This window comes from Pseudomonas sp. 10S5 (assembly GCF_035019745.1).
Classification (GTDB): domain Bacteria; phylum Pseudomonadota; class Gammaproteobacteria; order Pseudomonadales; family Pseudomonadaceae; genus Aquipseudomonas.
On the sequence record NZ_JASJVL010000017.1, the window covers coordinates 24,935 to 48,389 of the forward strand.

A 23,455-nucleotide genomic window follows, 5' to 3' on the forward strand; every position below is an offset into this window, starting at 1 on the left:
GAAAACACGATCATGATGCGCAGCCATTATTGCGGCCAACTAAACGAGAGCCTGGAAGGTCAGGAAATTACCCTTTGTGGATGGGTTCACCGTCGCCGTGATCACGGCGGGGTGATTTTCCTCGATATACGTGATCGTGAAGGCTTGGCTCAGGTGGTGTTCGATCCCGATCGCGCTGACACTTTCGCCGCCGCCGACCGTGTGCGCAGCGAATACGTGGTCAAAGTCACTGGCAAGGTTCGTGCGCGTCCAGCAGGTGCGGTAAACGCAAACATGGCTTCTGGTGCTATCGAAGTGCTGGGCTATGAACTTGAAGTACTGAACGAATCGGAAACCCCGCCGTTCCCGCTGAATGAATTTTCTGACGTGGGCGAAGAGACGCGTTTGCGCTATCGATTTATCGATTTGCGCCGCCCCGAGATGGCTGAGAAGCTTCGTCTGCGTTCGCGCGTAACTACCAGCATCCGTCGCTATCTGGACCAGAATGGCTTCCTCGATGTCGAGACGCCAATTCTGACACGTGCCACCCCGGAAGGCGCTCGCGACTATTTAGTGCCTAGCCGTACACACCCAGGCAGCTTTTTTGCGTTGCCGCAATCGCCGCAGCTGTTCAAACAATTGTTGATGGTTGCCGGTTTTGATCGCTACTACCAGATCGCCAAGTGTTTCCGCGACGAAGACCTGCGTGCCGACCGTCAGCCGGAATTTACCCAGATCGACATCGAGACCAGCTTCCTCAATGAAGCCGACATTATCGGCATCACTGAAAAGATGATCCGTCAGCTGTTCAAGGAAGTTCTGGATCTTGAGTTCGGTGACTTCCCACACATGACTTTCGCCGAAGCCATGCGCCGTTATGGTTCTGACAAGCCTGACCTGCGTAACCCGCTGGAATTGGTAGACGTTGCCGACCAGTTGAGTGCCGTGGAATTCAAGGTGTTCAGTGGCCCGGCCAACGACCCGAAAGGCCGTGTTGCCGCGTTGCGAGTACCGGGCGCCGCCAGCATGCCGCGCAGCCAGATCGACGACTACACCAAGTTCGTCGGCATCTATGGCGCCAAGGGCCTGGCCTATATCAAGGTCAACGACCGCGCCAAAGGGGCCGAAGGCCTGCAGTCGCCAATCGTCAAGTTCATCCCTGAGGAAAACCTCAAGGTCATTCTGGATCGCGTTGGCGCCGTCGATGGCGACATTGTGTTTTTCGGCGCAGACAAATCCAAGATTGTCAGCGAAGCATTAGGCGCGCTGCGGATCAGGATCGGTAACGACCTGAAGCTGCATACCTGTGAATGGGCGCCAATGTGGGTTGTTGATTTCCCAATGTTCGAAGAGAACGACGACGGCAGCTTCACTGCTTTGCACCACCCGTTCACTGCACCGAAATGCAGCCCGCAAGAGCTTGAAGCGAACCCGGCGACCGCGCTGTCGCGTGCCTACGACATGGTCCTTAACGGCACAGAGTTAGGCGGCGGTTCGATCCGTATTCACCGCAGGGAAATGCAACAAGCGGTGTTCCGTCTGTTAGGCATCAGTGAAGATGAGCAGCAAGAGAAATTCGGCTTCCTGCTTGATGCTCTGAAATACGGCGCGCCACCCCATGGCGGCCTGGCTTTCGGCCTGGACCGCCTGGTGATGTTGATGACAGGCGCCCAATCGATCCGTGAAGTGATCGCATTCCCGAAAACCCAGAGCGCTGCTGACGTGATGACCCAGGCACCGGGTGTTGTTGATGCCAAGCAACTGCGTGAGCTGCACATTCGTCTGCGCGAACAGCCTAAGGCTGAGTAGTAGCCGAGCGGGCGCATCGCATGGCTAAAAGTCCGTGTCGATGCGTCCTTAATATGTCCGGCTACAGAGTATTTAAGCTATTCGCCTGCCTTTAGCGGGCAAATAGAGCACGCGTTTCAAAGAATTCGGAGCGAGAGATGGCAGGTCATTCTAAGTGGGCGAACATCAAACACCGCAAAGAGCGTCAGGATGCCAAAAAAGGCAAGATTTTCACCAAGTGGATCCGTGAGCTGACCGTCGCAGCACGTCAGGGTGGTGGTGATCCGGGAACTAACCCACGCTTGCGATTGGCATTGGACAAAGCGTTGGGCGCCAATATGACCCGCGACACTATTGATCGTGCTGTCGCTCGCGGTGCTGGCGCTGCCGAAGGTGACGATGTCGAAGAGCTTGGCTACGAAGGTTATGGCCCGGGTGGGGTGGCAATCATGGTCGAAACCATGACCGACAGCCGTAACCGCACGGCGGCTGCGGTACGACATGCATTCGTTAAATGCGGTGGCAACCTTGGGACCGATGGCTCGGTGGCCTATCTGTTCGACCGCAAAGGGCAAATCTCTTTCGCGAAGGGCATTGATGAAGATGCCCTAATGGAAGCCGCAATGGAGGCGGACGCCGATGATGTGGTTAACAACGACGATGGCTCCATCGATGTCTTCACCTCGTTCATAGGTTTCTATGCTGTGCGCAATGCGTTGGAGGCTGCAGGTTTCAAGGCGGCCGACGCAGAGATCGTCATGTTGCCCACCACCAGCGCCGTGCTTGATCTCGACACTGCGGAGAAAGTGCTCAAACTGATCGACATGCTTGAGGACCTGGACGACGTGCAAAGCGTCTACTCCAATGCTGAAATCCCAGACGACGTTCTGGAGCTGCTTGGCTGATCAATTGCTCTCAGTGCGTTTCTTGAGGCCGGAGGCACGACGCCTTAATACTTACGCCGCTATCGGCTTCCGGTTTCTGCCTTTATGCTGCGCTAATTATGCGTTGCTTCTTAAGCTGCAGGCGTTATGACTCTTATCCTTGGTATCGACCCCGGTTCGCGAATTACCGGCTATGGCGTGGTGCGGGACACGGGGCGCGGCTGCGTGTACGTGGCATCGGGTTGTATTCGGACCGGCAGTGGTTTGTTGCATGAGCGCTTACAGATTGTCTATCGGGGTGTTCGGGAAGTCATTCAGACGTACGGTCCGGTGACCATGGGCATCGAAAAAGTATTTATGGCGCGTAACGCGGATTCGGCGCTCAAGCTTGGGCAGGCGCGAGGCGCTGCAATTGTGGCAGGCGCCGAAGAAAGTCTGGAGATCGCCGAATACACGGCTACCCAAGTCAAGCAGGCTGTCGCTGGCACGGGTGGGGCAAACAAAGAGCAAGTGATGATGATGGTCATGCATTTATTGAAGCTGACTCAAAAGCCTCAGGTTGATGCTTCGGATGCCCTGGCAATTGCGCTGTGTCATGCGCATACCCGTTCGAGCCTCATCCCCCATGGATTAACTGCCGCCCGCAGTCGCAGCGGTCGGTTGCGTCTCTGATACATCCTCTGCTTACTTTTTTCCCATGGTCCTGTTACTCCTGTAATGATGGCGACCATTATTTGTGTCAGCGTGATAGCTGCGGCTGACCATTAGAAAGGAACTGATACGTGATTGGACGGTTACGCGGTTTTCTGGCTGAAAAACAGCCGCCGCACCTGGTTCTGGATGTCAACGGCGTCGGCTATGAGCTTGAAGTGCCGATGAGTACGCTGTATCGCCTGCCACATGTGGGTGAACCTGTGACCTTGCACACCCATCTAGTGGTTCGTGAGGATGCTCATCTGTTGTACGGCTTTTTTGAAAAGCGTGAGCGTGAGCTGTTTCGTGAGCTGATCCGTCTTAATGGCGTTGGACCGAAACTGGCGTTGGCGCTGATGTCCGGGCTGGAAGTGGATGAGTTGGTTCGTTGCGTTCAAGCGCAAGACACATCTGCTCTGACTCGAATCCCAGGGGTTGGTAAAAAAACCGCCGAGCGCTTGTTGGTCGAACTCAAGGATCGATTCAAAGCCTGGGAATCGGTGCCTGGTAGTTTCACTCTGGTCTCCAATGGTCCTAGCGCCGCGCCACAGGTGGCGACTGCGGAATCGGATGCGGTCAGTGCCCTGATCTCCTTGGGCTATAAGCCTCAGGAAGCGAGCAAGGCCGTGTCGGCAATCAAAGACAAGAACTTGAGCAGCGAAGACCTGATTCGGCGTGCTTTGAAGGGAATGGCTTAAGTGATCGACGCTGACCGCTTGATAACCGCTACCGGCCGCGACCGGGACGAACAGTTGGACCGTGCAATTCGTCCGCTGAGTTTAGCCGACTATATAGGCCAGCCAGTGGTGCGCGAGCAGATGGAGTTGTTTATCCAGGCTGCGCGTGGACGCAACGAAGCGCTGGACCATACTTTGATTTTCGGACCTCCCGGTCTGGGCAAAACTACGTTGGCGCACATTATTGCCCAGGAAATGGGCGTCTCGATCAAGAGTACCTCCGGCCCGGTGCTGGAACGCCCCGGTGATCTCGCGGCAATTCTGACCAATCTCGAACCGAACGATGTGCTGTTCATCGACGAAATCCATCGGCTATCGCCCATCGTCGAGGAAGTGCTGTACCCGGCGATGGAAGATTTTCAGCTCGACATCATGATCGGCGAAGGCCCTGCCGCACGCTCGATCAAGCTTGATTTGCCGCCGTTTACGCTGGTTGGGGCAACCACTAGGGCAGGCATGTTGACTAACCCGTTGCGTGACCGCTTCGGTATTGTCCAGCGTCTTGAGTTCTATAACACCGCAGACTTGGCCACGATTGTCACCCGTTCGGCGGGCATTTTGGGTTTGCCAATTGAAGCGGAGGGCGCTTTTGAAATTGCCCGTCGGGCCCGAGGGACGCCGCGAATTGCCAACCGATTGCTGCGTCGGGTGCGAGATTACGCAGAAGTGCGCGGCAATGGTCATATATCCAAGGCGACTGCTGACCTGGCATTGAACCTGCTGGATGTCGATGAGCGTGGTTTCGATCATCAGGACAGGCGTCTGTTATTGACCATGATCGAAAAATTCGACGGTGGTCCGGTGGGCGTCGACAGCCTGGCTGCGGCCATCAGCGAAGAGCGCCATACCATCGAAGACGTTCTTGAACCCTATTTGATTCAACAAGGCTATATCATGCGTACCCCGCGTGGCCGGGTTGTTACTCGGCACGCGTATCTGCACTTCGGTTTGAACATTCCAACGCGAATGGGCGAAATGCCCGTCGTCAGTGATTTTGTTGATGACGAAGACGATTAAATAAAACGCACAAGGTGCTGATTTATTCAGGATTTTGGTGGTCTGACAGGCAGGCGTATTGATCGGGCCGACAATAAGCGGCAAAAAATGAAAAACAGTTGTCTGGCGGATTGGAATTCCGAGGAGTAAGCACTAGAGTATGCGCGCGCAAAACGGGCTTCAGTCATTCGTCCATCGCTGTCGCGTTTATTACGAGGACACCGATGCGGGCGGCATCGTTTATTACGTCAACTATCTGAAATTCATGGAGCGAGCTCGAACCGAGCAGCTTCGAGTGTTGGGTTTTGCCCAGTCACAATTGGTAGGCGAGAATCTGCTGTTCGTCGTACATTCCTGCGAGGCGCGTTACCACAAGCCGGCGCGATTGGATGACGAGCTGTTGATAAGCGTTGAAGTTATTGAGTTAAACCGCGCCAGCCTGCGATTTGTTCAACGGGTGAGATTGGCTGTAGACGATAAGCTGCTTTGCGAAGGACAGTTTTTGGTGGCGTGTGTGAGCGCCGACAGTTTGAAACCCCGGGCCATTCCCGAAGCTTTGCGTACGGCCTTTGCCGGCCAGAGCGGCGCGGGTACACATTTAGAGCAGGAGATAGCGCGTGGAAGCTAACGTAGTCGACCATTCCTCCATGTGGAGTATGGTCAGCAATGCCAGCATTGTTGTTCAGTTGGTTATGCTGATTTTGGTAGGTGCCTCAATAACCTCCTGGATCATGATCTTTCAGCGCAGCAATTTGATACGCGCAGCTCGTCGAGCACTAGAAAGCTTTGAAGAGCGCTTTTGGTCGGGTATCGATCTGTCCAAGCTCTATCGTCAGGCTGGCAGCAACCCGGATCCTGATTCGGGAGTTGAGCAAATCTTCCGTGCAGGTTTCAAGGAGTTCTCTCGGCTTCGTCAGCAGCCAGGCGTCGATCCTGATGCAGTGATGGAAGGCGTAGCTCGGGCTATGCGTGTCGCCATCTCGCGCGAGGAAGAAAAGCTCGAACAAAGTTTGCCGTTCTTGGCGACAGTGGGCTCCACCAGTCCTTACATTGGCTTGTTCGGTACTGTCTGGGGGATCATGAATTCCTTCCGCGGGCTGGCTACTGCTCAGCAGGCCACTTTGGCGACCGTTGCTCCGGGTATCTCGGAAGCCCTGGTTGCTACTGCTATTGGTCTGTTCGCCGCTATCCCGGCAGTAATCGCCTACAACCGTTTCTCTGCTCGCAGCGAGACGTTGATCAGCCGTTACTACACGTTCGCCGATGAGTTCCAGGCGATCCTGCACCGTAAAGTGCACACCAGCGAAGAGTGAGCAGGTAATCCTTCATGGCTTTAATCGCTCGAGTTCGTCGCAAACGCCGCAAGCCGGTCGCCGAAATGAACGTAGTGCCTTACATCGACGTGATGTTGGTACTGCTGGTCATCTTTATGGTCACCGCTCCGATGCTCAATCAGGGTGTGAAAGTTGACCTGCCCAAAGTGTCCAGTGCGGCCCTGCCGCAGGATAACAACACCCAGGTTTTGACCATTTCGATCAAAGCTGACAAGACCTATTACTGGAACCTTGGCAGTGAAGTCGATACCGAAAAACAGCAGGACAAGGCCATGACCTTGCCGCAGATGACTGACGCGGTGACCAAAATCATCAAGGCCGGTCGTGAAGGCGGCAAGCAGACGCAGGTCTTTATCCGTGGCGACAAAACCGTTGATTACGGCTCTGTAATGGGCGCAATGGGTGGGCTGCAGAAAGCAGGGGTCGGTAATGTTGGCTTGATTACCGAGGCGCCCTGATGCACCAACAGCGAGAGCCGTCCGCCTCGGAGAGCTTCTTCTGGCCTAGCGTTTGGGCCGTCGCCCTGCACATTCTGATATTTGGCATGCTCTTCGTCAGCTTCGCCATGACTCCGGATTTGCCAGAGGCCAAGCCCATTGTGCAAGCGACTCTATATCAGTTGAAATCCAAAAGTAGAGCGACAGTCCAGACCAATCAGAAAATTGCGGGTGAGGCGCAAAAAACGGCCGCCCGACAGACTGAAACCGAACAGTTGGAAAAGAAAAAAATCGAGCAGTTAAAACAAGATGCTGTGAAAGCTGCGGAACAAACCGCAGAAGACGCGGCTCAAAAAGCCGAAGATCAAAAAGCTGAAGAGTCGAAAAAAGCCGACGCAGCCAAAGCTGAGGCGAAAAAGGCAGACGACGCCAAGAAAGCCGATGAAGCCAAAAAGGTAGCGGACGCTAAAAAAGTTGAAGAGAAGCAAGCGGCGGATATAGCCAAGAAAAAAGCCGAAGACGACGCCAAGAAAAAAGCTGAAGAAGACGCGAAAAAAGCCGCGGTTGACGACGCTAAAAAGCAGGCTGCAGACGACGCGAAGAAACAAGCAGTGGAAGACGCGAAGAAAAAAGCGGCTGACGATGCGAAGAAGAAAGCCATAGCGGACGCCAAGAAAAAGTCCACAGCCGATGCGGCCAAGAAACAGCAAGACGCTGCTCGTAAATCTAATGAAGATCAAAAAGCGGCAGCCTTGGCTGATTTGCTTTCCGATAAAACGGAACGGCAACAGGCATTGGCAGATGAGCAGGGCGACGAGACGGCGGGCAATTTTGATGACCTGATACGTTCCCGCGCTGCCGAAGGCTGGGCTCGACCGCCTTCAGCAAGAAAAGGCATGGTCGTTGTGTTGCACATTGGGATGTTGCCTGACGGAACAGTGACTTCGGTCAGTGTCCTTAAGTCCAGCGGAGACGCGCCGTTTGATAGCTCAGCGGTGGCGGCAGTTAAAAATATTGGTCGATTGACAGAAATGCAGGGTCTGAAACCGAGTGATTTCAACCCCTACCGTTCATTCAAGATGACATTCACACCTGAGGATCTAGCCTTGTGATTAACATTTTTCGAGGACTGCTTATCGTTCTTTGCTGTATGGCGGGAATGGCCGCAGCAGATGAAAAGAACATCATGGTCACCACCGGTAGTGACCGCGCTGCGCCAATAGCGGTTGTTCCGTTCGGGTTGCAAGGCGGTGCCGTCTTGCCCGAGGACATGGCCGACATCATCAGTAACGACCTGCGTAACTCAGGTTATTACTCGCCGTTGGCAAAGCAGAACATGATCAGCTTGCCGACCCAGGCCAGTGAAATCATTTATCGCGACTGGAAAGCGCTTGGTGCCCAGTATTTGATGGTGGGTAGCATTGTTCCCTCGGGCGGCCGTTTGCAGATTCAGTACGCGTTGTTCAACGTGGCGACTGAGCAGCAAGTGATGACCGGTAATGTTTCTGGCACCACCGATCAACTGCGTGATATGGCGCACTACATCGCGGATCAGGCATTCGAAAAGCTCACGGGCATCAAGGGTGCGTTTTCAACGCGCATGCTTTACGTGACTGCAGAGCGGTTTTCGGTCGACAACACGCGTTATACCTTGCAACGATCGGATTACGATGGCGCCCGTGCCGTAACGTTGTTGCAATCGCGCGAGCCTATTTTGTCGCCACGATTCGCACCGGACGGTAAGCGTATTGCCTACGTCTCGTTCGAGCAAAAGCGCCCGCGTATCTTTATCCAGCATATTGATACCGGCCGCCGCGAGCAGGTGACTAATTTCGAAGGCATCAATGGAGCGCCGGCATGGTCGCCGGACGGCAACAAGTTGGCGTTCGTGCTTTCCAAAGACGGTAACCCGGAAATTTACGTAATGACGTTGGCCACTCGCCAAATCACTCGTGTGACCAATGACTCGGCCATCGATACCGAACCATTTTTCGGTAAGGACGGCTCGACGCTGTACTTCACGTCAGACCGTGGTGGCAAGCCACAGATCTATAAAACCAGCATCAATGGTGGCGGCGCTGAGCGTGTAACGTTCATCGGCAACTACAACGCCAACCCGAAATTGTCGGCTGATGAAAAGACGCTGGTAATGATTCACCGTCAGGACGGCTTCACAAATTTCAAGGTGGCAGTGCAGGATTTGCAGCGCGGTACATTAAAAATCCTCACAGACAGCAACCTTGATGAGTCGCCTACTGTCGCGCCCAACGGCACCATGGTAATCTACGCCACCCGCCAGCAGGGCCGGGGAGTCTTGATGCTCGTGTCCATTAACGGACGCGTAAGGCTCCCGCTTCCTACCGCTCAAGGCGAAGTCAGAGAACCTTCCTGGTCCCCTTACCTGAACTGACGCGGCGCTACACGTTTTGCTTAACACACTTGGGGTTCATTAGGAGTTTCACGATGGAAATGCTGAAGATTGGTAAATTTGCTGCTCTGGCTCTGGCCATGGCTGTAGCTGTAGGTTGCTCGTCCAAAGGTGGCGACAACGCTGGCCAAGGCGCTGCTGTAGATCCAAACGCTGGCTACGGCGCTAACACTGGCGCTGTTGATGGCAGCATGAGCGAAGAAGCTGCTCTGCGCGCTATCACTACTTTCTACTTCGAATACGACAGTTCGGACCTGAAACCAGAAGCTATGCGCTCGCTGGACGTTCACGCTAAAGACCTGAAAGCAAATGGCGCTCGCGTCGTTCTGGAAGGCAACACCGACGAACGTGGTACTCGTGAGTACAACATCGCACTGGGCGAGCGTCGCGCGAAAGCCGTTCAACGCTACCTGGTACTGCAAGGTGTTTCCCCAGCACAGCTGGAACTGGTTTCCTATGGTGAAGAGCGTCCTGTTGCTACTGGCAACGACGAGCAATCCTGGGCTCAAAACCGTCGCGTCGAACTGCGTAAGTAATTTGACATGCGAACGTGCCGTCGTGCTCTAACCGTTTTGACTCTCGCCCTTCCGCTTTTTGCGTGGGGTGCGGTTCCTGTGGTCGATAACAATTCTGGCTCTGGCAGCAGCAACAGTTATCCGCCAGCGGGTTATGGCACGTCCGGCGCCTATGCCGGGGGAGGGGTTGCGACCCCTGCCTCGGCACAGGGTCAGCTGTTCATGCAGTTGCAACAAATGCAGGACGAGATCGCGAAATTACGCGGTACGGTCGAAGTTCAGCGCAACGATATCGACCGGATGAAGCAGGAGGCATTGGAACGTTATCAAGAACTTGATCAACGGATCACTGCTGGAGCTGGGTTAGGCGGCACACCTGCCGCAGCAGCTACCGATAATTCTCAAGCCAGCGGTGATGTAAATACCGGTGGTGCTCCTACGGCACCTGCAGCGCAGGCTCCGGCGGCAAGTGCCGAGCCAGGCGATCCGGCGAAGGAAAAGATCTATTACGATGCTGCCTTCGATCTGATCAAAGCCAAGGATTTCGACAAAGCGAGTCAAGCTTTTACGGCTTTTCTACGCAAATATCCAAACAGTCAGTACGCGGGCAATGCCCAGTACTGGTTGGGTGAAGTGAATTTGGCCAAAGGTGACCTTCAAGGTGCCGGTCAAGCTTTCGCCAAAGTAAGTCAGCTGTATCCGAAACACGCCAAGGTCCCGGATTCGCTGTACAAACTTGCAGACGTCGAACGTCGTCTCGGCCATCTCGACAAGGTAAAAGGGATCTTGCAGCAAGTGGTTTCTCAGTACCCAGGCACCTCCGCTGCGCAGTTGGCGCAACGTGATTTGCAGCGCATGTAAGGCGCTGCTAACCAGGCGGGACTGACCACCGATTAAAGAAAGCCGCGCTTGTCGCGGCTTTTTTCGTTAGAATCTCGCACCCGAAATCCCGGTAATACATACGCTTCTATGGGCCATGCGTTTGCAGGCTCGTTGAAGTGCCTAACGGAGGCGGATGGCCTGTTTAGCTATTACGCCCGTGGCTCATATGCAAGACACATTAAGAATCACCGAAATTTTCTACTCGTTGCAGGGTGAAACTCGCACCGCAGGCTTACCTACCGTGTTTGTCCGGCTTACCGGCTGTCCGTTGCGGTGCCAGTATTGCGACAGCGCTTACGCGTTCAGCGGAGGCAGCATTCAAGCGTTAGACGCTATCGTTGAGCAAGTAGCCCGTTATCGGCCGCGCTATGTGTGCGTGACCGGCGGGGAACCGTTAGCTCAGCCCAATGTGATCGCGCTGCTCAAGCTTCTTTGTGACGCAGGTTATGAGGTTTCTCTTGAAACCAGCGGCGCTCTGGATATTTCAGCAGTGGACCCACGCGTCAGTCGTGTGGTCGACCTGAAAACCCCAGGCTCCAATGAAGTTGGGCGCAATCGCTACGAGAATATCGAACTGCTGACGCCGAACGACCAGGTCAAGTTCGTGATTTGCTCCCGCGAAGACTACAACTGGGCTGTCTCCAAGCTGATTCAGTACGGTTTAGAGCGTCGCGCGGGTGAAGTATTGTTCTCCCCTAGCCATCATGATTTAAACGCCCGGGATTTGGCCGATTGGATAGTTGCTGACAACCTGCCGGTACGCTTGCAAATGCAACTGCACAAGTACCTCTGGAACGATGAGCCGGGACGCTAAGGTGAATGAAAATGACTACTATCGAAAAACGCGCAGTAATTTTGTTGTCGGGCGGCCTTGATTCAGCCACTGTGCTGGCCATGGCCCGCGCGGACGGCTACACCTGCTATACCATGAGTTTTGATTATGGGCAGCGACACCGCGCCGAGCTCGATGCTGCGGTACGTGTCGCCCATTATCTGGGCGTGGCTGAACACAAAGTCGTTGGTCTGAATCTGAATGGAATCGGCGGATCAGCACTGACCGACAGTTCCATCGCAGTACCTGAATCCCCCGTAGAAGGAATCCCGGTCACCTACGTGCCTGCGCGTAACACCGTATTCCTCTCGTTGGCGTTAGGTTGGGCTGAAGTGCTGGGTGCGCGAGATATCTTTATCGGCGTCAACGCGGTCGATTATTCCGGTTATCCAGATTGCCGCCCGGAGTTCATCGAAGCGTTTGAGCGTATGGCCAATCTGGCGACCAAGGCCGGTGTTGAAGGTAATGGCTTCCGAATACAGGCACCGCTGCAAAACATGAGCAAAGCGCAGATCGTCTCGTCAGGAATGCGCCTGAATGTTGATTACGCAATGACAGTTTCCTGTTATCAAGCCAATGACCAAGGACAAGCATGCGGCAAATGTGACAGCTGTCGTTTGCGCGCAGAAGGCTTTGCGACGGCGGCTGTAGCCGACCCAACCCGCTATTTTTGAATTAAATTCACTTAAGTGTTGAATTAATCATAGAAATCAGTAATATACGCGCCACGTCGGGTCGTTAGCTCAGTTGGTAGAGCAGTTGGCTTTTAACCAATTGGTCGTAGGTTCGAATCCCACACGACCCACCATTTTCAAGTTCGACGGTTTTGAAAAGCTGTAAGGCCCATGCAAATGAGGCTTTACGGCTTTTTTTTTGCGTCGATATTTTTACTTTCGACCGCTCAACGCTAGCCTATGGCTTTCAGTTAAGCCGGCGTTCTCCCACATGGATATTCAGTTGATCTACATAACAACCCGTAGATCCGCGACAGAACTGCCTTTTTTGCTCCCGCGGCGCGTTTAAATAGTCGCTTTATATATACAACGAACGTTGACCGATCAACCTACGGACACAATCATGATGTCATATAAAACGGATACTCCTTAAAACATGCTGTTCACACTGCACGTTGCTCGGCTGTGGCTGGCTTGGATTGTTGATAGCCATACCGCCTGAGCCTCAAATGAGTCTGTCCTGATAGCTTGAGATTTCTACGCCGTCATGAGCCATTCTGCGAAGGACGAAAATGCCGTGTCACTGCGCGGCCCTTGGCAGATGTAGTGCGTCCGAGGCAGGAAGGTAATATGTTCATTGCTGCATCAGACACATCAGACTTCATCGACGGTTTTGTCCCCGAAGCGGGTGAAGCTCATGCGATCAAGGGCAACTACTTTTCATTTTCTTCGCCCAACTTGGCGGCGTTGTCGTCGCCGAATCCTTTGCGTCCTAAGTTGAAGCCTCTGCGTAAAAGCGCAATTCTCATTAAGGGATTCAGGAGTCCGCGCCGGCGGTGTAAACTTCGACATCCGCGCACAAGCGCTTTTAGGTCCAGCGAACATGACGCAGATTTCTGAACGCCTTCTGGTCCAGGCCCATCTCGATGCCAAGCAGCCAAAAACGCTAAACCTCGAAGAGCAGGCCCACTACCGCTCGGCGATTGCTACCGAGTTAAAAGCGCAAGACGCTGTCCTGGTTGCTCACTATTACTGTGATCCAGTTATCCAGGCCTTGGCTGAGGAAACCGGTGGTTGCGTGTCCGATTCCTTGGAAATGGCACGCTTCGGAAATCAGCATTCGGCGAAAACCGTGCTGGTTGCTGGCGTGCGTTTCATGGGCGAGACGGCGAAAATCCTTAACCCGGAAAAACGAATCCTGATGCCGACGCTGGAGGCGACCTGTTCGTTGGATTTGGGTTGCCCAGTTGATGAGTTTGCTGCCTTCTGCGATCAGCATCCCGAGCGAACGGTAGTCGTCTACGCTAATACCTCTGCCGCTGTGAAGGCTCGTGCCGACTGGGTGGTGACGTCGAGTTGCGCGCTGGAAATCGTCGAGAGCTTAATGGACAACGGCGAAAAAATCATTTGGGCACCCGATAAACATTTGGGTCGTTACATTCAACGTGAAACCGGCGCCGACATGTTGTTGTGGGATGGTGCGTGCATCGTCCACGAGGAATTCAAGTCCAAACAGTTGGAGGACATGAAAGCGCTCTATCCCGACGCCGCAATTCTTGTTCACCCTGAATCGCCCGAGTCAGTGATTGATCTGGCAGATGCTGTCGGGTCGACCAGTCAACTGATCGCTGCTGCGCAGTCGTTGCCCAATAAAGTGTTTATCGTTGCGACCGATCGGGGCATTTTTTACAAGATGCAGCAGTTGTGCCCGGACAAAATCTTCATTGAGGCGCCCACTGCCGGTAACGGCGCTGCGTGCCGCAGCTGTGCACATTGTCCATGGATGGCGATGAACACCCTTGAGCGCACCTTGCAGTGCCTGCGCGAGGGTAGCAACGAGATATTCGTCGACCCGGCATTGGTTCCCCGCGCGATCCGTCCGTTGCAGCGTATGTTGGATTTCACCCAAGCTGCTCGTATAAGGCTGGCGGGTAATGCCTGAGGGCATCGCAGCGCTGGCCAAAAATGTGTGGGGCCCAATTCATTTGGGTAGCGGACGGCGCGGTTTTTCAAATGGACCGCGTTGCCGCTAATCTCGAATGAATCGTTCCCTATAAGCTAGTTCATCATTTCTTTCAGCAATCGCTCTTGCTCGGCAAATTCTTTCTGCCGGGCATCAATGCGCGATGCCAGCTGGAAGTTGTTATTGGCGCGACGCTTGGCGATTTCGAGCTGCTGTTGAGCCTTTGTGTAATCACCGGTCAGGGCAAAGTATTCGGCCCGCGCCTGATTAGACCCAATCATGTTGCCAGACAGGCCCCGCACGTCTGCGACCAAGCTCCAGATATCCGGATCGGATGGCCGATTTTTCAGCAATTGATCCAACACTTTTTCCGCTTGCGCAGGCTTGTTTTGTTTGATCAACAGGTCGACGCGGGCCTGGTTCAGTGGGTAGTTGTCCGGAAATTGCACGTTCATGCGGTCTAGCCGTTGCTGGGCGTCGACCGTCTTGTTATTGGCGACATCAATTTCTACCTGCGCAAGGTTGTAAGTAATGTTGTTTGGATCTTTGGCTAACAGTGGCTTGAGAGTTTCGCGGGCATCATTGAGTTGTGAGCCCTTGATTTGAGCGATCGCCAACCCATAGCGTGCGTATTCGGATTTTGGATTTTCACCCAACAACGCGCGAAAACGTTTTGCAGCCAGGCCCGCCGACTCTTCGTAGTACAGGGCAACACGTGCGCGCATCAATTGGTACTGCAGGCTATCTTCTTTGCCGCCGACCTTTTCCTGCTCTGCGCGGTTACGGGTGTCGGCGATCCGAGACTCGGTGATCGGGTGATCCAGTAAGAATTCGGGTGGCTTGGCGTCGAATCGGTATTGGCGCATCAGCCGCTCAAACATATTGGGCATCGCTCGAGGGTCATAACCGGCTTTTTGAAGGTTGATGATGCCGATACGGTCCGCCTCCTGTTCGTTTGCCCGCGAGAAACGCGTTTGCTCCTGGATGGCAGCGGCCTGAGTTCCCGCAATTGTTGCTATACCTGCGTCACCGGCACCCGCTGCGGCCATGACAATACCCGCTAACATGGCTGCCAAGACCGGTATCTGCATGTGTTGCTGCGCCTCAATGCCTCGTGCGAAATGGCGTTGCGACAAGTGAGCGAGTTCATGCGCCAACACCGCTGCATATTCGGCTTCGTCTTGAGCGTAAAGAAACAGGCCTCCGTTGACTCCGACAATTCCGCCTGGCGCGGCGAATGCGTTCAACTGGCGACTGTTGATCAGGATGAATTCCAGCCGAGGATTATGCACCTGACTGGTCTCGGCAATGCGATACACCGTGGTCTCCACGAAATCCTTGAGCTGCGGGTCGGACAGTTGCGATACCTGGCCGCGAAGCATGCCGAGCCAAGCGCGGCCCAATTGATATTCTTGTTGCGGGGAGACGATGGCAGAGCTGGCATCGCCCAGTGATGGCAAATCGTCAGCAAAACTCGGAGAAGTGAGCAGGCAAGCGAGCGTCAACAAGGTAGGGCGCAAAAATTTCATGCACAAGGCTCTAGGCGTTAAAGAGCCCTTACTGTAGCTGGCTCAATGGCTTGCTGACCAGAGTCAGGTATTCTTGTGGTTTGATTGAGGCATCCGCCGCGTCACTAGGGTGGTTGCAATGCCTTCGATGTGCCTGTTTGGAGAGAACTGATGTCTGACGCTGTAGAGCGCCCCGATGCCTGCGATGCCGAAGTAGACGCCAGTGGCCTGAATTGTCCGCTGCCGTTACTTAAAGCCAAGCTTGAACTCAACCGTTTGGCCAGTGGCTCGGTGCTAAAAGTGATCGCTACGGATGCAGGTTCACAACGCGATTTCCGGACTTTTGCCAAACTGTCCGGCCACATCTTGTTACATGAAGAGTTTGAGGCGGGTGTTTATTTTTACTGGTTACGGAAAGCCTGATGCCGCCGGCTTGAATCTTCCCCTCTGAATGAACGTTACTGACGATGACTGCCTGAAGGATTTTTGATGTTCAAGGTGCTTGAGGTAGCTCGCGGAGAAACCGGCAAATTTGGTCAATGGCGCTGACGTTTTCGCTGTCCAGCCTGCCGCTGTTGGTCAACGTCATGTCGTTTGGCGGGTTGTGGGGTTTCTGGGGGCGTGTTTTTCGCAATTCCTTTGGGCACCCTGTTCAAAGCCGTGCTCGACGCTGGGCCTCGAAATGAGCCAACAGTATCACCGCTTTTATAGGGTTTCTGACATAAGGGATGTAAGGTGCTTTCGCTGCAAGCTACTTCAATGTGTGCCGGCAGCGAATCCCTGGACAACAATTAACTGTTGTTTAACCCCTGCGCTTGTTCCAGTACCGCAGCCACATGGCCGGGTACCTTTACGCCGCGCCATTCCTGGCGTAGTACGCCTCCTTTGTCGATCAAAAATGTACTGCGATCTATGCCCAGATATTCTTTGCCATAGAGCTTTTTCAGTTTGATCACATCGAACAGCTGGCACAGCGCTTCGTCTTTGTCTGAAATTAGCTCAAACGAAAACGACTGTTTGGCCTTGAAATTTTCATGGGACTTCAAGCTGTCGCGCGAAACGCCGAACACCACGGTATTGGCCGCCTCGAACGCAGCGTGTTGATCCCGAAAACCTTGACCCTGGGTCGTACAGCCCGGCGTGCTGTCTTTTGGGTAAAAATAAATTACCACCTGCCGGCCCTTAAGCCCGGTCAGACTAATCGTCTGCCCATTGGTGGCCTGCGCCTCAAAGTCGGCAACAGGTTGGTTCAAAGCAACGGCCATTAATGTTTCCTTACATGGGAGCCTGTGGACGCCAAGGTTCGATCAACGCATCAAGGTTCAGTGCGTCAGCGAAATCCAAGAACTGATCACGCAGCCAGCTGATCTGAATACCGGCAGGCAATGTGACGGTAAAGGTCGCATTAAGCATCGTGCCGCCTGTTTGCGGCGCCTGGTAAGTGTCGCAAATGAGGTTTTCCAGCTCGACGTTATGATCAATGAAGAACTGACAAAGCTCGTTGATGATGTCCGGACGATAAGCCGAGCTGACGTAAGCCACATAAGGCAGAGCCTCAGGGCGGCTTTCGAGACTGGCGCTACGCACGACACTGACGGTGAACGCGTGTTTCTTAGACAGGCTGGGCAAGCCGGTTTCCAGACGAGCAAGGGCATCCCAGCTGCCAGAAATCTGAAGAATCAGCGCGCTGTATTCACCATGACGAGTCAGACGTGAACTCACCACTGAACAGCGGTTTTCATGACTGGCGCGGCACAGCACGTTGGTCAGCTCCATTGGGTTGGCGCCAAGGGCACTGATTACAAGGAATTGTTCGCGAACTGTGGGGGTGGACGACATGCAGCATTCCTAGGCGATGAGCGGTGAGTACATACGTTGGGCTTGCACGGCTGATTCGACAACCAATTCGTTTCGACCGCAACTCAAACCCCGGTGCCGCTTGCCTTCATGGCGAGGCCAAGAGAGCGCGCGACCTCGTTGGAACAAGGGTTTGAACGGTAAAATCGATCATTTGAACGAGCTGCACAGATGACCCGTACTGACCAAAGAGCAAAGGGTAGCGAAAAGCATCGCTCAGGGGAATGCTCGCAGCACGGTACTTCGCTTGTGCAAGCCTGATAGCGCCAGTACCATTACGGCTCTCTTTTTCCGGCAGGAGCGGTCGCATGATTGCGGGCAGCATGGTGGCACTGGTCACACCAATGGATGCAAATGGTCGTCTTGACTGGGACAGCCTTAGCAAACTGGTGGACTTCCATCTGCAAGAGGGCACCAACGCGATTGTTGCGGTCGGCACCACTGGTGAGTCGGCCACACTCGACGTCAGCGAGCACATAGAAGTGATTCGCCGCGTGGTAGCCCAAGTTGCAGGGCGTATCCCCGTCATCGCGGGAACAGGCGCGAACTCTACTCGCGAAGCGATCGAGCTGACGCGCAACGCGAAAACGGCGGGGGCAGATGCGTGCCTGCTGGTTACACCGTATTACAATAAACCAACCCAGGAAGGGCTTTATCAGCACTTCAAGCTCATCGCTGAATCAGTCGATATTGCGCAGATTTTGTATAACGTGCCAGGCCGAACGGCGTGCGACATGTTGGCAGACACCGTTGTACGTCTGTCGACGGTGCCGAATATCATCGGTGTCAAAGAAGCAACCGGCGACCTGCAACGCGCCAAAGACATACTAGCGCGGGTCAGCAGCGACTTTTTGGTGTATTCCGGTGACGATGCAACGGCTGTTGAGCTCATGTTGATGGGTGGTAAAGGTAATATTTCGGTTACGGCAAACGTGGCGCCACGTGCTATGGCCGATTTGTGCGCCGCCGCCATGCGTGGCGATGCAAGCTCGGCTCGGGCGATTCACGAAAAGCTGATGCCGCTTAATAAAACCTTGTTTATTGAATCCAATCCTATTCCCGTGAAATGGGCGCTGCATGAGATGGGCATGATGCCGGACGGTATCCGTCTGCCGCTCACCTGGCTCAGCGAGCCCTGTCATGAACCGCTGCGTCAGGCCCTGCGCCAGTCCGGTGTATTGCTTTAATGAGGAAGTATTACGCAATGAAGCGATTGGCCGGATTTTCCGCACTAGCCTTGATTATCTCCAGCACCAGTGGTTGCGGCTGGATTTGGGGTCCAGATGGCTACTTCCGTGATCGCGGCAGTGATTACCTGGACGCGACTCAAGTAGCGCCTATGCAGTTGCCACCTGACATAACGGGTGCAAAACGGCTTGACCCATTGCTGCCTATCCCACGCAATGTGGCCAACAATACGACCAAGGGTCAGTACATCGTACCTCGTCCGCAGCAGTTGGCAGTGACCGCGACCGCCAGCGATTTCAGTCTGCAGAAAACGGGTGATTCGCGTTCGATCCTGGCTCAGCGCTCCCCTGCCGAAGTCTGGCCGATTGCGCATCAGTATTTTGAAGACAACGGTTTCCGTATCGGAGACGAGCGGCCGCAAACCGGCGAATTCAACACTAGCTGGCAGCGTATCGACGAGCTTTCTTCTGCAATGGCCAAGCGCCTGACCGGCAGCGGTGCGAGCGCCGACACCGAAACTCGCGTGCGTGTTCGTATCGAACCGGGTGTGCAGCGCAACACCAGTGAAATCTACGTCGTCAGCATTACGCGGCCTGCGGGCAGTAAAACCGACGGCGACTTCCCAGCGAATACCGCCAACTTGGGCCTCGACTCAGCGCTCACTGACGATTTGCTCGCCAGCATGAGTCGTAGCGCAGAAAAAGGTGGTTCGGTTTCCCTGCTTGCCGCCCGTGACTTCGATACCCCGAAGCGCGTTGCGTTAATCGTTGATGGCAGTGGTAACCCGGTGCTAAACGTTGCTGACGACCTGGACCGTGCGTGGTCCAGCGTCGGTCGTGCCTTGGATCAAGGCGACTGGCGCGTAGAAGATATCAATCGCAGCCTGGGTCTTTACTACATTAACCTGGCTGAGAAGGCGAAGAAGCCTGGCAACGAGCCTGGATTCTTCAGCCGCCTGTTCAGCAGCACTCCGGATAAAGAACAAATCGAAGCCCGTGCCGAACGTTATCAAGTCCGCTTGAGCAAAGTGGGTGACAACGTGCAAGTGACGGTTGAGAAAAATATCAACACCGTAGCGCCTCCTGATGTAGCGCGCCGCGTGCTGGGTATCATTCAAGACAACCTCGGTTAAGTGCGTTTCGCTGTTTTAGGCAGTGGTAGCCGAGGGAACGGCACGTTGGTCGCCAGTCACGACACGTATGTGCTGGTGGATTGTGGTTTCTCCTTGCGGGAAACCGAGCGGCGTCTGGCGCGTATAGGTGTTAGCCCGCATCAGTTGAGCGCGATTCTGGTGACCCACGAACATGCCGATCACGTGCATGGCGTGGGTTTGCTGTCGCGGCACTACAATCTACCGGTCTACCTCAGTAACGGCACGTTACGCGGGATGCGCAAACCTGTGGAGGCCACAGGGTTTCTGTCAGGCGGTCAATCGTTGCAAGTAGGCGCATTGAACATCGATGTGGTGTCCGTCGCGCACGACGCCCTTGAGCCGACGCAGTTTGTATTCAGCGACGGCCGGCGCCGATTCGGGTTGCTGACTGACCTTGGTTCCTACGGCCCTGCGGTGTTACAGAGTTATCACGGACTGGATGCATTGATGATCGAAGCAAATCATTGCCGTGACATGCTGGCCAGAGGTCGCTACCCGTATTTCTTGAAAGAACGGGTAGGCGGCGAACTGGGACATTTGAACAATCATCAGGCTGCCAACCTGGTGAGCGAGTTGGGATGGCAGTCGTTACAGCATTTAGTGCTGGGCCACCTCAGCAGCAAAAACAACCTGCCGCAGCTGGCCCGGCAATGTTTTGTCGACACCCTCGGGTGCGACCCGGACTGGCTGCAATTGGCCGATCAAGATTCAGGGCTCGACTGGCGACACATCGCCTAGCCCAACTACTTAGCAAGCGGAGCCCATCATGGAAAAACGTGAAGAACTCTACCGCGGCAAAGCCAAATCGGTTTACACCACCGATGACGCTGACCGCTTGATTTTGTTGTTTCGCGACGACACCTCGGCGTTCGACGGCAAGCGCATCGAACAGCTTGATCGCAAAGGCATGGTGAACAACAAGTTCAACGCCTTCATCATGCAAAAGCTCGAAGACGCGGGTATTCCTACCCAATTTGATGCGCTACTGAGCGACACCGAATGTCTGGTCAAGAAACTTGAGATGATCCCGGTCGAGTGCGTCGTGCGTAACTACGCAGCGGGCAGCCTGGTGAAGCGCCTGGGCGTGGAGGAGGGCATCAAGCTCAACCCTTACACCTTCGAACTGTTCCTCAAAGACGACGCCAAAGGCGACCCGTTCATCAACGAATCCCACGTCGTGGCGTTCGGTTGGGGCACGGCAGAAAACCTGGTCCGCATGAAAGAGCTGTCGCTCAAGGTCAACGAAGTGCTGACCAAATTGTTCGACGACGCGGGTCTGCTGCTGGTCGACTTCAAGCTTGAATTCGGCACTTTCCACGGCGAAATCGTCCTCGGCGACGAATTCAGCCCAGACGGCTGCCGTCTGTGGGACAAAGAAACCCGCAAGAAAATGGACAAAGACCGCTTCCGTCAAGGCCTCGGTGGTGTCATCGAAGCCTACGAAGAAGTCGCCAAACGCCTCGGCGTCCCGCTTTAACGCAAAAAGCTACGCAAGCGCCTGATAGCACGCGAAAATTTCCTCCGAAGGGGGTTACGTTCGGCAGATGAACTGTTATCATGCGCGCCGTTGGAGAGATGCCAGAGTGGCCGAATGGGACGGATTCGAAATCCGTTGTACTGGCGACAGTACCTAGGGTTCGAATCCCTATCTCTCCGCCATTATTGATACAAGATAAACCCCTGAAATTGTTAAAAATTTCAGGGGTTTTTTCGTTTCCGGTGTACTGATTAGGGCATTTTAGGGCATAAACAGCTAGCTACAGCTGGCAGAACGTCTGACGGGGGCCTGCTCGACACTCTGCGCTACCAGCATTATGGCCATCTAAACGGCACGATTGAGGCTGTGCTGGCCGCCAATCGGTTGCTGGCTGATGAGCTGCAGCCGTTGCGTACGGGGTTGCTTATTACCTTTCGCGACAAAGATGCAGGTGGTGGGGGAGATGCGATTGTCGGATTGATCTAGAAAGAGGGTGTAGTGTCGGTAGAGTTTAAACTAAACTAATGCAACTTAGTTTACTTGGGGGCCGGTCATGCTCACTATCAATATCCACGAAGCTAAAACTCACTTATCGCGCCTGATTGATCTGGCCGTTCGGGGTGAGCCTTTTATCATCGCAAAAGCCGGTAAGCCATTGGTCAAAGTCATGTCGTTAACGTCCCCCGAGCCAAGTCAGGTAAAGCGTTTGGGGTTCATGACGGGACAGATAGCTGTTCCCGATGATTTTGATCGGATGGGTAACGATGACATTGAGCGCATGTTCGGTGGCGATGCATGAAGCTGCTGCTAGACACCCACCTACTGCTGTGGGCTGCGGGTGAACCTCATCGTTTGTCAGCGGCCGCCAACGCTTTGATCAGCGAACCTGAAAACGAACTCTTCTTCAGCGCCGCCAGTCTTTGGGAAATTGCCATCAAACAAGGTTTGGGACGTGCGGACTTTAAGGTGGATGCCCGTGTATTACGACGTGGTTTGCTAGACAACGGCTACAGTGAACTACCCGTTGGCAGTGAGCACGCCGTTGCCATCGTCAGTTTACCGCCGATCCATAAGGACCCTTTTGATCGCATACTCGTGGCTCAAGCCACAGTCGAGGGAATTACATTACTAACCGTCGATGCTTTGGTAGCGCAGTACCCTGGTCCCGTGCAGCAAATTTGATAATCGATTTAAAAATAGACCCCGCTAAGCGCGCTCTTACAATTTAAATATTTATAATTCAAGCGGTTATAGGTTTTTATCCGACACTGGTGCCTCGATGCCATGTTGCACTACGCCACCTTCTTAGAGCGAATCTCAGCCATAAATGGATTCGGCTGTAATTACCCGTAACACTAGCCCCCGCAGAGCAAGCTGACCTTCCGAGCCTGACGGAGGATGATCAATAATCTTCCGCAGCCATTCGAGTGTCTCCTCAATGATCAAACGCTGCACTTTGCTCGACCATAACGGTTGGCTTCCCCTGCGTGTTGCCCTATGGCCTGATTCTGCCCCGGACAATGACCATGAAAAACAGATTCTACTGAGCGCGCCAGAGCGCTATCTGGTGCTGATCTTCGTTAGTGAGAACGGCAATGCTGTTGGGTTTGCCGAGGCGTCGATCCGAGTGGATTACGTCAACGGTACCCGTTCCTCGCCTGTGGCTTTTCTCGAAGGTCTTTACGTCCGGCCCACCAGCCGGGGCCAAGGCATAGCGCGGCAACTCGTGGTGGGCGTTCAACAGTGGGGCGTAGAAATGGGCTGCACCGAGCTGGCTTCGGATGCACTGCTGGATAATCAGGGAAGCCATGCCATGCATGAAGCATTGGGCTTCGCAAAGACCGAGCGAGTGGTTTATTTTTTGAAGTCTTTGGGTGCCTAACTTAATCAGCGCAGATTGGGGCGCATCATCAATACCGTCGCATACCGGGTTGGGTTTTCGTAACAGACGGTTTGTTCTTCATTACTGCAGCCTGTGCCGGTGTAGGGGATCGCGAAATAGATCTCTGCGCCTTAAACAGAAAGCTTCGCAGATTGACGTTTGCGGAGTTTTTCGCTTTTGCGTTGTGCGGGGGTTAAGGTTGGCTCTGCGCTCTGAGGAAGGTCTCCCTTGGAGCTGATGTAATCCGC

Annotated in this window: 27 protein-coding genes, 2 tRNA genes and 1 pseudogene; 27 read left to right on the forward strand and 3 right to left on the reverse strand. The window is 54.2% G+C overall.

What is annotated here, in order from left to right; genetic code table 11:
* The first annotated feature begins 12 nt into the window (after positions 1–12).
* The 16 genes from aspS to nadA all read left to right on the forward strand — a co-directional run bounded on the left by aspS (position 13) and on the right by nadA (position 14,121).
* Positions 13–1,788, forward strand: coding sequence for an aspartate--tRNA ligase (gene aspS, locus QN378_RS17905; protein WP_323547323.1), 1,776 nt, complete (start codon positions 13–15; stop codon positions 1,786–1,788).
* Positions 1,789–1,925: 137 nt separating this feature from the next.
* The gene (locus tag QN378_RS17910) at positions 1,926–2,672 is read left to right on the forward strand and encodes a YebC/PmpR family DNA-binding transcriptional regulator (RefSeq protein WP_322204830.1); all 747 of its coding nucleotides are present in this window, start codon (positions 1,926–1,928) and stop codon (positions 2,670–2,672) included.
* Between the two features lie 126 nt (positions 2,673–2,798).
* Complete coding sequence (gene ruvC / locus QN378_RS17915; protein WP_322204829.1) at positions 2,799–3,323, forward strand: crossover junction endodeoxyribonuclease RuvC; 525 nt, start codon at positions 2,799–2,801, stop codon at positions 3,321–3,323.
* Between the two features lie 110 nt (positions 3,324–3,433).
* Positions 3,434–4,042, forward strand: a complete 609-nt coding sequence (ruvA, locus tag QN378_RS17920) for a Holliday junction branch migration protein RuvA (RefSeq protein WP_323547320.1) — start codon at positions 3,434–3,436, stop codon at positions 4,040–4,042.
* The gene (gene ruvB / locus QN378_RS17925) at positions 4,043–5,098 is read left to right on the forward strand and encodes a Holliday junction branch migration DNA helicase RuvB (RefSeq protein ID WP_322204827.1); all 1,056 of its coding nucleotides are present in this window, start codon (positions 4,043–4,045) and stop codon (positions 5,096–5,098) included.
* Positions 5,099–5,237: 139 nt separating this feature from the next.
* Positions 5,238–5,705 (forward strand): tol-pal system-associated acyl-CoA thioesterase, encoded by a 468-nt coding sequence (ybgC, locus tag QN378_RS17930; protein ID WP_322204826.1) that lies wholly within the window; start codon positions 5,238–5,240, stop codon positions 5,703–5,705.
* Complete coding sequence (tolQ, locus tag QN378_RS17935) at positions 5,695–6,390, forward strand: protein TolQ (protein WP_322204825.1); 696 nt, start codon at positions 5,695–5,697, stop codon at positions 6,388–6,390. The genes ybgC and tolQ overlap by 11 nt, the downstream gene beginning before the upstream one ends.
* A 23-nt stretch (positions 6,391–6,413) precedes the next feature.
* On the forward strand, positions 6,414–6,869 hold the full coding sequence (gene tolR, locus QN378_RS17940) for a protein TolR (RefSeq protein ID WP_323547336.1): 456 nt from the start codon (positions 6,414–6,416) through the stop codon (positions 6,867–6,869).
* Positions 6,869–7,960: a cell envelope integrity protein TolA gene (gene tolA / locus QN378_RS17945; RefSeq protein WP_322204824.1), complete on the forward strand. Its 1,092-nt coding sequence runs from the start codon at positions 6,869–6,871 to the stop codon at positions 7,958–7,960. The genes tolR and tolA overlap by 1 nt, the downstream gene beginning before the upstream one ends.
* Positions 7,961–7,998: 38 nt before the next feature.
* A complete protein-coding gene (tolB, locus tag QN378_RS17950) occupies positions 7,999–9,258 on the forward strand; it encodes a Tol-Pal system beta propeller repeat protein TolB (RefSeq protein WP_322206901.1) in 1,260 nt (419 codons plus the stop codon).
* A gap of 53 nt (positions 9,259–9,311) precedes the next feature.
* The gene (gene pal, locus QN378_RS17955; RefSeq protein ID WP_322204823.1) at positions 9,312–9,812 is read left to right on the forward strand and encodes a peptidoglycan-associated lipoprotein Pal; all 501 of its coding nucleotides are present in this window, start codon (positions 9,312–9,314) and stop codon (positions 9,810–9,812) included.
* Positions 9,813–9,818: 6 nt separating this feature from the next.
* Positions 9,819–10,652: a tol-pal system protein YbgF gene (gene ybgF, locus QN378_RS17960; protein ID WP_322204822.1), complete on the forward strand. Its 834-nt coding sequence runs from the start codon at positions 9,819–9,821 to the stop codon at positions 10,650–10,652.
* A 187-nt stretch (positions 10,653–10,839) separates the two neighbouring features.
* Complete coding sequence (gene queE, locus QN378_RS17965) at positions 10,840–11,487, forward strand: 7-carboxy-7-deazaguanine synthase QueE (protein ID WP_322204821.1); 648 nt, start codon at positions 10,840–10,842, stop codon at positions 11,485–11,487.
* Positions 11,488–11,498: 11 nt separating this feature from the next.
* A complete protein-coding gene (gene queC / locus QN378_RS17970) occupies positions 11,499–12,179 on the forward strand; it encodes a 7-cyano-7-deazaguanine synthase QueC (RefSeq protein WP_322204820.1) in 681 nt (226 codons plus the stop codon).
* Positions 12,180–12,237: 58 nt separating this feature from the next.
* A tRNA-Lys gene (locus QN378_RS17975) sits at positions 12,238–12,313 on the forward strand.
* A gap of 749 nt (positions 12,314–13,062) precedes the next feature.
* Positions 13,063–14,121: a quinolinate synthase NadA gene (gene nadA / locus QN378_RS17980; protein WP_322204819.1), complete on the forward strand. Its 1,059-nt coding sequence runs from the start codon at positions 13,063–13,065 to the stop codon at positions 14,119–14,121.
* A 116-nt stretch (positions 14,122–14,237) separates the two neighbouring features.
* Here the strand turns inward: nadA and QN378_RS17985 are convergent, their stop codons facing one another.
* Positions 14,238–15,671, reverse strand: coding sequence for a M48 family metalloprotease (locus QN378_RS17985; RefSeq protein ID WP_322204818.1), 1,434 nt, complete (start codon positions 15,669–15,671; stop codon positions 14,238–14,240).
* A gap of 150 nt (positions 15,672–15,821) precedes the next feature.
* Here QN378_RS17985 and QN378_RS17990 point away from each other — a divergent pair, with 150 nt between their 5' ends.
* Together QN378_RS17990 and QN378_RS17995 are read left to right on the forward strand one after the other, a co-directional pair.
* Positions 15,822–16,073 carry a sulfurtransferase TusA family protein gene (locus QN378_RS17990; protein ID WP_323547317.1) on the forward strand — a complete coding sequence of 84 codons (252 nt, stop codon included), beginning with the start codon at positions 15,822–15,824 and terminating at the stop codon, positions 16,071–16,073.
* A gap of 161 nt (positions 16,074–16,234) precedes the next feature.
* Positions 16,235–16,361: pseudogene (locus tag QN378_RS17995) on the forward strand (AI-2E family transporter); the annotation flags it as partial.
* Positions 16,362–16,441: 80 nt separating this feature from the next.
* On the opposite strand, the gene QN378_RS18000 reads toward QN378_RS17995, so the two are convergent.
* Positions 16,442–16,915, reverse strand: coding sequence for a peroxiredoxin (locus QN378_RS18000; protein ID WP_322204816.1), 474 nt, complete (start codon positions 16,913–16,915; stop codon positions 16,442–16,444).
* A 10-nt stretch (positions 16,916–16,925) separates the two neighbouring features.
* Positions 16,926–17,489 (reverse strand): glycine cleavage system protein R, encoded by a 564-nt coding sequence (locus tag QN378_RS18005; RefSeq protein WP_322204815.1) that lies wholly within the window; start codon positions 17,487–17,489, stop codon positions 16,926–16,928.
* 326 nt (positions 17,490–17,815) lie between these two features.
* On the opposite strand from QN378_RS18005, the gene dapA reads away from it, so the two are divergent.
* The 9 genes from dapA to aac(6') all read left to right on the forward strand — a co-directional run bounded on the left by dapA (position 17,816) and on the right by aac(6') (position 23,207).
* A complete protein-coding gene (dapA, locus tag QN378_RS18010; protein WP_322204814.1) occupies positions 17,816–18,694 on the forward strand; it encodes a 4-hydroxy-tetrahydrodipicolinate synthase in 879 nt (292 codons plus the stop codon).
* Between the two features lie 17 nt (positions 18,695–18,711).
* Positions 18,712–19,827, forward strand: a complete 1,116-nt coding sequence (gene bamC, locus QN378_RS18015) for an outer membrane protein assembly factor BamC (protein WP_322204813.1) — start codon at positions 18,712–18,714, stop codon at positions 19,825–19,827.
* Positions 19,828–20,586, forward strand: coding sequence for an MBL fold metallo-hydrolase (locus QN378_RS18020; RefSeq protein WP_322204812.1), 759 nt, complete (start codon positions 19,828–19,830; stop codon positions 20,584–20,586).
* A gap of 28 nt (positions 20,587–20,614) precedes the next feature.
* The gene (gene purC / locus QN378_RS18025; protein ID WP_322204811.1) at positions 20,615–21,325 is read left to right on the forward strand and encodes a phosphoribosylaminoimidazolesuccinocarboxamide synthase; all 711 of its coding nucleotides are present in this window, start codon (positions 20,615–20,617) and stop codon (positions 21,323–21,325) included.
* A 92-nt stretch (positions 21,326–21,417) separates the two neighbouring features.
* Positions 21,418–21,507, forward strand: a tRNA-Ser gene (locus QN378_RS18030).
* A gap of 76 nt (positions 21,508–21,583) precedes the next feature.
* A complete protein-coding gene (locus QN378_RS18035) occupies positions 21,584–21,811 on the forward strand; it encodes a tail protein X (RefSeq protein WP_322206900.1) in 228 nt (75 codons plus the stop codon).
* Positions 21,812–21,878: 67 nt separating this feature from the next.
* Positions 21,879–22,124 (forward strand): type II toxin-antitoxin system prevent-host-death family antitoxin, encoded by a 246-nt coding sequence (locus QN378_RS18040; protein ID WP_322204810.1) that lies wholly within the window; start codon positions 21,879–21,881, stop codon positions 22,122–22,124.
* Positions 22,121–22,507 (forward strand): type II toxin-antitoxin system VapC family toxin, encoded by a 387-nt coding sequence (locus QN378_RS18045; protein WP_322204809.1) that lies wholly within the window; start codon positions 22,121–22,123, stop codon positions 22,505–22,507. The genes QN378_RS18040 and QN378_RS18045 overlap by 4 nt, the downstream gene beginning before the upstream one ends.
* 256 nt (positions 22,508–22,763) lie before the next feature.
* Positions 22,764–23,207: an aminoglycoside 6'-N-acetyltransferase gene (gene aac(6') / locus QN378_RS18050; protein ID WP_322204808.1), complete on the forward strand. Its 444-nt coding sequence runs from the start codon at positions 22,764–22,766 to the stop codon at positions 23,205–23,207.
* Positions 23,208–23,455 lie beyond the last annotated feature (248 nt).

Excerpts from the sequence above, each read along its gene's own strand:
- tolA (WP_322204824.1), top strand. The coding sequence starts at position 6,869 with ATGCACCAACAGCGAGAGCCGTCCGCCTCGGAGAGCTTCTTCTGGCCT.
- QN378_RS18000 (WP_322204816.1), bottom strand. The coding sequence starts at position 16,915 with ATGGCCGTTGCTTTGAACCAACCTGTTGCCGACTTTGAGGCGCAGGCC.
- purC (WP_322204811.1), top strand. The coding sequence starts at position 20,615 with ATGGAAAAACGTGAAGAACTCTACCGCGGCAAAGCCAAATCGGTTTAC.
- dapA (WP_322204814.1), top strand. The coding sequence starts at position 17,816 with ATGATTGCGGGCAGCATGGTGGCACTGGTCACACCAATGGATGCAAAT.
- pal (WP_322204823.1), top strand. The coding sequence starts at position 9,312 with ATGGAAATGCTGAAGATTGGTAAATTTGCTGCTCTGGCTCTGGCCATG.
- aspS (WP_323547323.1), top strand. The coding sequence starts at position 13 with ATGATGCGCAGCCATTATTGCGGCCAACTAAACGAGAGCCTGGAAGGT.
- queC (WP_322204820.1), top strand. The coding sequence starts at position 11,499 with ATGACTACTATCGAAAAACGCGCAGTAATTTTGTTGTCGGGCGGCCTT.
- QN378_RS17910 (WP_322204830.1), top strand. The coding sequence starts at position 1,926 with ATGGCAGGTCATTCTAAGTGGGCGAACATCAAACACCGCAAAGAGCGT.
- QN378_RS18045 (WP_322204809.1), top strand. The coding sequence starts at position 22,121 with ATGAAGCTGCTGCTAGACACCCACCTACTGCTGTGGGCTGCGGGTGAA.
- QN378_RS17990 (WP_323547317.1), top strand. The coding sequence starts at position 15,822 with ATGTCTGACGCTGTAGAGCGCCCCGATGCCTGCGATGCCGAAGTAGAC.
- QN378_RS17985 (WP_322204818.1), bottom strand. The coding sequence starts at position 15,671 with ATGAAATTTTTGCGCCCTACCTTGTTGACGCTCGCTTGCCTGCTCACT.
- tolB (WP_322206901.1), top strand. The coding sequence starts at position 7,999 with ATGGCGGGAATGGCCGCAGCAGATGAAAAGAACATCATGGTCACCACC.
- QN378_RS18005 (WP_322204815.1), bottom strand. The coding sequence starts at position 17,489 with ATGTCGTCCACCCCCACAGTTCGCGAACAATTCCTTGTAATCAGTGCC.
- ruvC (WP_322204829.1), top strand. The coding sequence starts at position 2,799 with ATGACTCTTATCCTTGGTATCGACCCCGGTTCGCGAATTACCGGCTAT.
- queE (WP_322204821.1), top strand. The coding sequence starts at position 10,840 with ATGCAAGACACATTAAGAATCACCGAAATTTTCTACTCGTTGCAGGGT.
- ybgC (WP_322204826.1), top strand. The coding sequence starts at position 5,238 with ATGCGCGCGCAAAACGGGCTTCAGTCATTCGTCCATCGCTGTCGCGTT.
- QN378_RS18040 (WP_322204810.1), top strand. The coding sequence starts at position 21,879 with ATGCTCACTATCAATATCCACGAAGCTAAAACTCACTTATCGCGCCTG.
- ybgF (WP_322204822.1), top strand. The coding sequence starts at position 9,819 with ATGCGAACGTGCCGTCGTGCTCTAACCGTTTTGACTCTCGCCCTTCCG.
- bamC (WP_322204813.1), top strand. The coding sequence starts at position 18,712 with ATGAAGCGATTGGCCGGATTTTCCGCACTAGCCTTGATTATCTCCAGC.
- nadA (WP_322204819.1), top strand. The coding sequence starts at position 13,063 with ATGACGCAGATTTCTGAACGCCTTCTGGTCCAGGCCCATCTCGATGCC.